The sequence below is a fragment of the Streptomyces sparsogenes genome (assembly GCF_001704635.1).
Lineage (GTDB): Bacteria > Actinomycetota > Actinomycetes > Streptomycetales > Streptomycetaceae > Streptomyces > Streptomyces sparsogenes.
In genome coordinates, this window is the sequence record NZ_MAXF01000228.1 from 1 (window position 1) to 8,749 (window position 8,749).

9 protein-coding genes and 3 pseudogenes are annotated in these 8,749 nt (G+C 67.7%); 5 read left to right on the forward strand and 7 right to left on the reverse strand.

From position 1 onward, the window contains the following. Positions 1 to 356 precede the first annotated feature (356 nt). The gene (locus tag BBH68_RS37500; RefSeq protein ID WP_065968387.1) at positions 357 to 1,442 is read right to left on the reverse strand and encodes an integrase core domain-containing protein; all 1,086 of its coding nucleotides are present in this window, start codon (positions 1,440 to 1,442) and stop codon (positions 357 to 359) included. A gap of 41 nt (positions 1,443 to 1,483) precedes the next feature. Here BBH68_RS37500 and BBH68_RS37505 point away from each other — a divergent pair, with 41 nt between their 5' ends. The 3 genes from BBH68_RS37505 (at position 1,484) to BBH68_RS37515 (ending at position 3,161) form a co-directional block, all read left to right on the forward strand. Continuing rightward, entirely contained in the window at positions 1,484 to 2,047 is a 564-nt protein-coding gene (locus BBH68_RS37505) for a hypothetical protein (RefSeq protein WP_065968388.1), read from the forward strand. Beyond that, positions 2,044 to 2,472 (forward strand): hypothetical protein, encoded by a 429-nt coding sequence (locus BBH68_RS37510; protein WP_065968389.1) that lies wholly within the window; start codon positions 2,044 to 2,046, stop codon positions 2,470 to 2,472. Before BBH68_RS37505 ends, BBH68_RS37510 begins: the two co-directional genes overlap by 4 nt. Before the next feature lie 170 nt (positions 2,473 to 2,642). Further along, positions 2,643 to 3,161 carry a hypothetical protein gene (locus BBH68_RS37515; protein WP_245738506.1) on the forward strand — a complete coding sequence of 173 codons (519 nt, stop codon included), beginning with the start codon at positions 2,643 to 2,645 and terminating at the stop codon, positions 3,159 to 3,161. A gap of 74 nt (positions 3,162 to 3,235) precedes the next feature. Here the strand turns inward: BBH68_RS37515 and BBH68_RS42455 are convergent, their stop codons facing one another. The 3 genes and pseudogenes from BBH68_RS42455 to BBH68_RS37525 form a co-directional block, all read right to left on the reverse strand. Beyond that, positions 3,236 to 3,403 (reverse strand): hypothetical protein, encoded by a 168-nt coding sequence (locus tag BBH68_RS42455; RefSeq protein WP_158080328.1) that lies wholly within the window; start codon positions 3,401 to 3,403, stop codon positions 3,236 to 3,238. A gap of 70 nt (positions 3,404 to 3,473) precedes the next feature. Beyond that, positions 3,474 to 4,566: pseudogene (locus BBH68_RS43765) on the reverse strand (integrase core domain-containing protein). Positions 4,567 to 4,798: 232 nt separating this feature from the next. After that, positions 4,799 to 5,566 (reverse strand): IclR family transcriptional regulator, encoded by a 768-nt coding sequence (locus BBH68_RS37525; RefSeq protein WP_065968391.1) that lies wholly within the window; start codon positions 5,564 to 5,566, stop codon positions 4,799 to 4,801. 156 nt (positions 5,567 to 5,722) lie between these two features. Here BBH68_RS37525 and BBH68_RS37530 point away from each other — a divergent pair, with 156 nt between their 5' ends. Further along, entirely contained in the window at positions 5,723 to 6,652 is a 930-nt protein-coding gene (locus tag BBH68_RS37530) for an alpha/beta fold hydrolase (protein WP_065968392.1), read from the forward strand. A 104-nt stretch (positions 6,653 to 6,756) separates the two neighbouring features. Here BBH68_RS37530 and BBH68_RS37535 read toward each other — a convergent pair whose 3' ends face one another. The 3 genes and pseudogenes from BBH68_RS37535 to BBH68_RS44705 all read right to left on the reverse strand — a co-directional run. Then, on the reverse strand, positions 6,757 to 7,227 hold the full coding sequence (locus BBH68_RS37535) for a DUF6461 domain-containing protein (RefSeq protein WP_342673167.1): 471 nt from the start codon (positions 7,225 to 7,227) through the stop codon (positions 6,757 to 6,759). A 209-nt stretch (positions 7,228 to 7,436) separates the two neighbouring features. After that, complete coding sequence (locus BBH68_RS42650) at positions 7,437 to 7,958, reverse strand: group II intron maturase-specific domain-containing protein (RefSeq protein ID WP_174589141.1); 522 nt, start codon at positions 7,956 to 7,958, stop codon at positions 7,437 to 7,439. Positions 7,959 to 8,035: 77 nt separating this feature from the next. Further along, positions 8,036 to 8,626, reverse strand: a pseudogene (locus BBH68_RS44705) (hypothetical protein); the annotation flags it as partial. 21 nt (positions 8,627 to 8,647) lie between these two features. Between BBH68_RS44705 and BBH68_RS40170 the strand changes: the two are divergent. After that, positions 8,648 to 8,749: pseudogene (locus BBH68_RS40170) on the forward strand (IS5/IS1182 family transposase); the annotation flags it as partial.

Genomic DNA, 8,749 nt, shown 5'->3' on the forward strand with positions numbered 1-8,749 from the left:
GTTGCCGCCGCCTGGAGCGGCTCGGAGCCCGCCTGGACCAGAAGAACGTCCTCCTCAGGTTGGTCCTCCGGCGCCTGGACCGCACCCTCACCGACCACGACGCCAACCTGCTGCGCGACCGCATCTACGCCTCCGTCCACCAGGGCAGCGCCCACCAGTGGGCGACAACAGTCAGCTGATGTGAGCTCAAGGCCGGCGCCTTCCCCGCGGGGGCGCCGGCCCGCTGGCGAGTCACTCCTCCTCGGACGCCCCAGGATCGCGCAGCGGCCTCATCCCTGAAGTGTGTCTTTATTGCCGTAGGGTGGTTGAGCTGGGGCTTTGTGGTCGTGTGGGGCTCGAATAATCGTCGCTCCTGGTCAAGCGGCATAGCTGTACTCGTTGATCACGCCGCCGAGGACGCGGGTACGCAGGAGTCGTCGGCTGGCTGGTTTCAGGACCGGAGGTGGTTGTTGGTGGGCCTGGGGAGGTAGTTGGTGTCGGGCTCGGTGGGGGCGGTGTGCGTTGTAGTGCCTCTGGTATTCGGCCAGGACATGGCGGGCGTGAGCTTCGTCGAGGATGAGTATGTGGTCGAGGGCTTCTCGGCGGAGGGTGCCGATCACTCGGTCGCAGTGGGCGTTGGCTTTGGGCGCGCGGACCGGTGTCTTGATGATCTCGATGTCCTTGGCTTGGAATACGGCGTCGAAGGCGTCGGTGTACTTGCTGTCGCGGTCTCGGATGAGGAAGCGCAGTGGATCCATGCGTATGCGGAGGTCGGTGGCGAGGTTGCGGGCTTGCTGGGTGGTCCAGGCCGCGGTCGGGTGTGCGGTGACGCCGGCGATGTGCAGGCGTCGGGTGTGGTGCTCGAGGAAGATCAGGGCATACAGGCGTTGCAGGCTGGTGGTGTCGATGTGGAGGAAGTCGCAGGCGAGCAGACTGGTGGCCTGCGCTGAGAGGAACTCGCGCCAGGTTGGGCCGGTGCGGCGGGGTGCAGGGTCGATTCCTGCGGTGTGGAGGATCTGCCAGACGGTCGAGGCGGCGATCGGGTGTCCGAGCCGGGCCAGTTCACCTTGAATCCGGCGGTGGCCCCATTGGCTGTTCTCGCGGGCATGGCGCAGTACGAGGTCCTTGACGGCGGCCTGCGGGGGCGGCCGTCCGGGACTGCGGCGTTGTCGGGAGTAGTCCCAGCGGTGGGCGGCGAGTTTGCGGTGCCAAGCCAATAGCGTGCCGGGCGTGATGGGGAAGACCTTTGCCCAGCGGCGGCGGGGGATTAGCGAGGACAGAGAGGCGAAGCACAGGCGGTCCGCGGGTCCGTACCGTACTCGCCCTTGTAGTTGGCGTCGTAGCACGGCGTTTTCATGGCGCAGGACGAGAAGTTCGGCCTCCTTCGAGGTGTCCCGCCGTAGAAGCACCGTCGGGACGGCGAGAAGGCGTCGAGTCACCTGGTACAGAAGCGACACGATCATCTCACCATGGTCGCAGCTCTCTGCACGCCGGGTGGGGCGTTTTGACCAGCAGCGACGAATATCCGAGCCCCACAGGCTGGGGCGGCGACATCATCACCCTATACGGGGAGTGGCGGCGGGACAGTGACAGCTACTCTTCCGGCTACACCTACTGCGAAGACAAGTTCGCCAAGATCGGAGTGGACTCGACCTTCGGCTTCAACGACCTTCTCGAAGACGCGGACGGCTATCTGATCTCAGAACGGGTGCGCGGCGGCCAGGACATCGTCACGGCGGTCCGGAACCACTACCGAGGCAGCGGCGGCCTCACCCGAATCGGCGACTTCCTCACCAAACGGTTCAGCGGCCTCGCCGGCACCGCCACCGACATGGCCCGGAACATGCTGACGATGAGCGACGAGCCAACCATCGCGCTGGGGCGGGCGAAGCTGATCTACGGCATCGCGGGGTACGACACGCTGCTGCCCGAGATGCTCCCCGCCGACAAGCTCACTGAATTCTGCCGGGGCTTCGCCGACTCCCTGCTGGCCAGGGCCGGACAAGAGGGCCTGAAGAAGACCACCTACCTCGCCAACCAGAAGAAGAACCTGAGAGATCCGCAATGATTTTCGCCGGAGCTGCCCTGCTGCTGCTCGTCTTCGTCCTCGCGAAGTCCGTGCGCTTGCTGAGGGCGCGGGCCTTCCCGTGGCGTGATCCACGGGCGTGGTCGGCGGCCGCCGCGGTATGCCTCGGCATCACGTTTTTCGTATACATGTTCGGAGCGCTGTCCGGCTTCACACAGACGAGCGAGGTCTGCGCCGTGAAGTCCGGGCACGGATCCGGAAATCGGCCCGACTCGGTCACGGAGACCTCGTTCCCCCTGAGTTATGAGTGCCGGTGGAACGACGGCACCACGATCGATCTCGTTCCGGCCTGGGTGAACCCGGCGGTCTTCGTCTTCGCCACAGGTTTCGTTCTGTGTTCCGCCAAGGCCGTGCACGCGGCCGTCACGTCGAGAGCCGTCACGTCGAGAACAGGAGCCAGTTCATGAGCGATGCCCTACCCACCGCCTCGCGGTTCGGCCGCCGAGACTTCCTGACCGCCGGGCTCGGCATAGCGGGCGGCGTCGCCCTGTGGGCGGGCGGGTTGACCGGCCCGGCCACAGCGGCCGAAGCCGAGAGAGCGTTATGGCGCGAAGAGAGATCAGCAAATGGCTGGCCGGTGACCAGCGAGGTCCATAAGCATCGGGTCGAAGGCGCTGAGCAGGTGACCGTCCCCCTCCTGGCGGGCGATGTGGCCACGGTGCTGCTATTCGTGGCCCGTCGCTTCAACTACGAGATCGCCACCCTGCACGCGGACGAGGTCACCGGCCATACCATGGACCGCGCCGTTTCGGCGCGGTACGAGAGCAACTACCTCTCGGGGACAGCGATCGCGATCCGCCCCGTGTTGTACCCCGCCGGCTCCAAAGAGGGGCTCTTCCCGCACGAGACGGTCGTCGTCCGGGACATCCTCGCCGACTGCGAGGGAGTGGTGCGGTGGGGCGGGGACGAGAAGGTCCCGAAGGAGAGCCACTTCCATATCGATGTGCGTCCCGGTGACGAGCGGCTCGCCACCATCGCCCGGAAGTTCGAACAGTGGGACCGCACGCCGGGCGCCGGCCCCGGAACGATCAATCCGTTCGCCCCTGAGCGGCAGCGCGCCGCGAAAGCCCTGGAACGGCGCCAGCGCGCGGCCTGAGCCCTGCCCCGGGTCCGGGCCACCAGCCGGGCCCCGGGCAGATCTAGTGCCGCTCTGCGGAAGTTCGTGGAGGGTCAGACCGCTTCCTTGAGTGGGGTGCCTTCGTAGGTCCAGCGGAACGGGCGTGCGTGTTCGTTCCGCTGAATCATCCAGGCATCCATCTTGTCGATCAGTTCATCCCGGCCGGTGAAGTTGCCGTGCCGCAGGACGGCGCGGGTCAGGGCGGAGAAGACGAGTTCCACCTGGTTGAGCCAAGAGGCGTGGGGTGGGGTCCAGTGGACGTTGCGGGTGCCGATAAAGCCTCCGTGCAGTTCACGCCGCGTGCTGGTATTCGTGGAGGGTTCCGCCGAGTCGGTCTCGTCTGTGGACTTCCAGGTGAGCGAGTTGGACTTGTTGGGTGATGGGCGTGGGTAGCGGGCGGCACGGGGCCGCCTGCTCCAGGGCCCTGTGCGGGCGGTGCTCGTTGTAGAAGGATTCGTACTCGCGCAGGGCATGAGAAGGTGGTTCTGGTTCCAGATCAGGGTCCAGTCCAGGAGTTCGGTGCGGCAGGTCTGTATCCAGCGCTCCATGAGCGAGTTCATCCGCGGTATGCGAATGCCGGTGGTGACGACCTTCATGCCGGCATCGGTCATCAGGGCGTCGAAGGCGGCTGTGAACTTTGCGTCGCGGTCGCGGATGAGGAACTTCACCTGGCTGCCCGCGTCCTCGAGATCCATGAGGAGGTTGCGTCCGAGCTGCACGATCCACTCTGCGGTGGGGTGTGCCGTGGCGCCGAGGATCCTGATACGACGGGTGGTGTGCTCGATGACGGCGAAGACGTACAGGCGCGCTCCCGTCAGAGTGTGGACTTCGAAAAGATCGCAGGCGAGAAGAGCCTTGGCCTGGCTGCGGAGGAAGTCGGCCCAGGTGGTGCTCTGCCGTTCGGAGGCGGGTGGGATGCCGCGCTCGCGGAGGATCTCCCAGACGGTGGAGGCGGCGACCTTGATCCCCAGCGCGGCGAGTTCGCCGTGGATCCGTCGATATCCCCACGAGGCATTCTCCCTGGCCAGACGCAGGACCAAGGCGCGGATCGATCGGATCGTGCGTGGGCGTCCGCGTCGCTTGGGTACGCAGGTCGCGGCATGACGCCGCCTGAGCAGGTCGCGATGCCAGCGCAGGACCGTGTCGGGGCGGACCAACAGCAAAAGGTGCCGCAGTCTGTCTTTGGGGAGGTGGTAGAGCAGGCCGGCGAGGATGGCACGGTCGCTGTTTCGGTGAAGGTCGGCTTACCGACCCGGCGTTGCAGGACCAGCAGTTGGTGCCGGAGCACGAGGATCTCGACGTCCTTCTCCCTGTCGCTCATCGGCAGGAGCCGTAGGAACGCCAGGGCGTTGGTCGCGGCGAGGTAGGCCAGACGCAGCAGCACGACAGATCATGATGCCGCCGGGGCCCTGCGTAGGTGAAGACCCCGGGGTAGGAGCGCCAAAGATCCGTGATCAGGCTCTCGACCTGCGTGGATGATTTATCGGCACCCGCACAGTGTGCCGCCCCGGCCGTCCACGGTGGTGGTGCCGTGGACGGCCGGAACGGTGACAGGGGACCGGGCCGTAGGCGTTCCCGCCGACGGGCGCCGGTCTGCTGCCCGGCGCAGGCGTGGTTCACGGCCCCGCGGCCTGGGAGATCGCCAGACTCGCCCTGCGCAGCGCCGTCACGGCCGCGGTACGGGGTGCGCCCTCGTCAGGTGCGACCAGCGACAACGCGCCCAGTGCGTCGCCGCGACGATTCAGGATCGGGGCGGCGACGGTCGACATGGCGGTGGGCCCGGAGCGCAGTGGGTTGGGCACCGTCACGGCGCAGACGCCGTCCGTTCGTACGGTGGCCAGGAGTCGGCGGACGCAGGCCGCGTCGTCCGCGCCGGCCAGCGCTTCCTTCCGTATGCGCCCGGGGGCGTGCGCCAGCAGGGCGATGCCGATGCCGGTCCCGATGAGGGGGAGGCGTCCTCCGACCCGGTACTTGACCGCCGCTGCGCCCCGTGCGGACAGCCGCTCGACCAGAACGGCCTCGTTGCCGTCGCGCACGGCGAGGAGGATGTGCTGGCCGGTGACCCGGTGCAGGTCCTGCATGAACGGCAGCGCGGCGGCGCGCAGTCCGTGGCCGCGGGGTGCCAGCGAGGCGATCTCGAGCAATTGCAGGCCGACGACGAACTCGCCGTTGTCGAGACGTTCGAGGGCTCCCACGTCCGTCAGCTGGGCCGCGATCCGGGACGTGGTGCTCTTCGGAAGGCCCGCCCGCGCCGCGAGTGTGTGGAGTGCCAGGCCCTCACCTGCCTCGGTGAAGGCACCCAGGACCCGGAAGGCCCGCTCCAGGACCGGCTCGCCGCGCAACGGCCTTCCTGAGCGCGGGACTTGTACCGGTGTTCCACTCATCGAAATCGTCGGTGCGCGTCGTCTGCCACGGTTCGAATAATAGCTCTGTGACGTGCCCACCCGGTGACGGCGGGCGCCGGCTCTGATCACCGGCGCTGGGCCGCGGGAAGCGCCGTCCGCCCGTAACGAGGGGCAGCACAGACCGAGGAGACCACAATGGTGACCAGCCCCGCGCTGCGCGACGTCCACGTCCCGCACGCCTACCCCGAACAGCAGGTCGATCTCGGCGAGATCACCATGAACTACGCCGAAGCCGGTGACCCGGACCGGCCCGCCGTGCTGCTGATCCCCGAGCAGACGGGATCCTGGTGGTCGTACGAGGAGGCAATGGTCCTCCTCTCGGAGCACTTCCACGTCTACGCCGTCGACCTGCGGGGCCAGGGGCGCAGCAGTTGGACCCCGAAGCGGTACAGCCTCGACAACTTCGGCAACGACCTGGTCCGGTTCATCACCCTGGTGGTGAAGCGGCCCGTCGTCGTCGCGGGCAATTCCTCCGGCGGCGTCCTCGCGGCGTGGCTGTCGGCGTACTCCATGCCCGGTCAGCTCCGCGGCGTCCTGTGCGAGGACCCGCCGTTCTTCGCGTCCGAACTCGTCCCCGCGCACGGTCACTCGGTCCGGCAGGGGGCAGGCCCGGTGTTCGAGCTGTTCCGCACGTATCTCGGCGACCAGTGGAGTGTGGGTGACTGGGAGGGGTTCTGCCGCGCGGCCGGCGCCTCGGCGTCGCCGATGGCGCGGTCCTTCGTGGCGGACTCGATCCCGCAGCACCTGAAGGAGTACGACCCGGAATGGGCCCGGGCCTTCTACGAGGGGACCGTCGGGCTGAACTGTCCGCACGAGCGCATGCTGGGCCGGGTCAACACGCCGGTACTCCTCACGCACCACATGCGCGGCACCGACCCGGAGACCGGGAACCTGCTCGGGGCGCTCTCCGACGAACAGGCCGCGCGGGCCAGGCGGTTGATGGAAGCGGCAGGGGTGAAGGTCGACTACGAGTCGGTGCCGGAGGCGTCACACATGATGCACCAGTCCGACCCGGCACGGTACGCCGAGATCTTCACGCGGTGGGCGGCCGCACTGGCCCCGTGACCGGGCGCCGCGCGGGCACGCGCGGTCGGGCCCCGAGCGCTGAGCCCCATGGCCGGCCGGTGGCGGGTGCGCGTGACCGAGCGGGCCGCCGGTCTGCCGGGGCCTCAGGCCCGCAGCCAGGAGGTGGCGGGGCTCTTTGTCACCAGCCCGCAGGTGAACTCCGCCGTCTCCAGGAGCCGGCGCGTCAGCCGGACTCCTGTGACGTGGTGCGCCAAGGCGAACTTGGCCGGGGTGCTCACCTCGTCCTCGTCCTCGTCCGGGTCTTCCATCGGCCCGAATCCCACCTTGCGCACGACGTCGAGCAGGTCGTCGAAGTGGCTGCCTCCACGGCAGTAGGGGTCCTCGCCGTAGGACATCCGGACGGACCCGTCCACGTACCAGTAGAAGGGCCCTACGGGTGAGACGTTGGCCATGTGGGAGACCGCGGTCCGCCCTCGTGTCAGGGGCAGCATGACCTCCGGTTCGGTGCCCATGAAGCCGTTGTACTCGACCATGAGCGTCCAGCCACCGACCGGGACCACTCCCACCGGCTGAACCTCCTCGAAGGCGTGGTCCTTCAGGCGGTACAGCTCGATCGTCTATTCGCGCAGCGCGCTCAGCCCGGTCACCGCCGTCCCGGCGGTGACCCGCAGAGCCTTCAGCTCCCCAGGAGTTCCTCCGGGGGGTGCCTGTTGAGTCGGCACGGAGCGCGGTGCCGGTGTGGCCACCGGTCCGTTTCTCCGTGCCGCTCGCCGAACCCGGCATACCCGTCTCCGAGTATCGGGCTCTCCACGGACTCTGCCGTTCAGGCGTGGTTGGGGTGGGCCCGGGGGGTGGGGATCGTGTTGCCTCTGTAGCGGTAGCGGGTGACCGTCACCGCCTGGAGGTCGGTTAGTTCGATCCCGTCTGCCGAGGGCCTTTGCCACCGTCCGGTGTGGTCGGTGAGGCGTCGGCGGACGCCTTTCCACTTCCAGCGGTGCAGTGCCATCCACCAGCTGATCACCCGATGCCAGGTGAAACTGGCCAGGGAACTCAGGGTGGCTTTGCAGACCGCATCCTTGAAGTAGTTGGCCCAGCCGCGCATGATCTGGTTGAGACTGATCAGCGCGTCCCTGGGGTTCTGCTGCGACGTTCTGTTCGTCAGGGCACGGATCTTGTCCTTCAGCTGCCGGATGGGCCGGTCAGCGATGAAGGTGTAGACGTGCCACTTGTCCGTTCCTCGCTTGCGGCGCCACTGGATGCGGAACCCAAGGAAGTCGAACCCGTCCGACATGTGCACCACCCGCGTTTTGGCCTCGGAGAGGCGAAGACCGAGCGGTTGCAGCACGTCGGCGATGTCCTCGCGCAGCGCTTCGACGTCGTCGCTTCACCGTCGGTCAGCACGACGAAGTCGTCCGCGTAGCGGACGACTCGCCAGTTCGGACGTCCGGAGGCGCGGCGACGCCTGCGCAGGTGACTGGTGGCCATCTCCCCGTCCGGTTCCCATGGCCTGGTCAGGTGCTCGTCGAGCGCAGACAGGGCGATGTTCGCCAGGAGTAGGGAGAGGATGCCGCCTTGCGGGGTGCCGGTGAGGGTGTCCTCGCAGTTGTTGTCCTCTGTGAGGACGCCGGCCTTGAGGAATGCCTTGACCAGCCGCAGCACGCGCATGTCCTTGACCCGTTCTCGCACTCGGTCCATGGGGGCTGTGTGGTCGATCGAGTCGAAGCACGCCTCGATGTCCGCGTCCCAGGACCCATCGGTAGCCGTGGGTGCCGTAGAAGTGGATTTCGGCGATCGCGTCATGTGCCCGCCGCAGGGGCCGGAAGCCGTAGGAGACCGGCCTGAAGTCGGCCTCGAAGATCGGCTCCAGCACCAGTTGGAGGGCTGCCTGGACCACCCGGTCGGCGATGGTCGGGATGCCGAGCTTGCGCACCTTCCCGCTGCCGCCGGGCTTCGGGATCTCGCGCTCGCGCACCGGAAGCGGGCGGAACTCACCCGATTTAGACGCCGTCTCATTTGGGCCCGTAGTCTTGAGGCATGGTGATCGTGGAGCGGCTGGTCCCGGACGGGTTGTGGGAGTTGTTCCAGCGAGTGGTGCCGCCCGCGCCGACGCGTCCGCAGGGCGGTGGGCGGCGCCGG

Bases quoted from the DNA above. Each gene is read 5' to 3' on its own strand.
- BBH68_RS37530 (WP_065968392.1), top strand. From the start codon at position 5,723: ATGGTGACCAGCCCCGCGCTGCGCGACGTCCACGTCCCGCACGCCTAC.
- BBH68_RS37510 (WP_065968389.1), top strand. From the start codon at position 2,044: ATGATTTTCGCCGGAGCTGCCCTGCTGCTGCTCGTCTTCGTCCTCGCG.
- BBH68_RS37525 (WP_065968391.1), bottom strand. From the start codon at position 5,566: ATGAGTGGAACACCGGTACAAGTCCCGCGCTCAGGAAGGCCGTTGCGC.
- BBH68_RS37500 (WP_065968387.1), bottom strand. From the start codon at position 1,442: ATGATCGTGTCGCTTCTGTACCAGGTGACTCGACGCCTTCTCGCCGTC.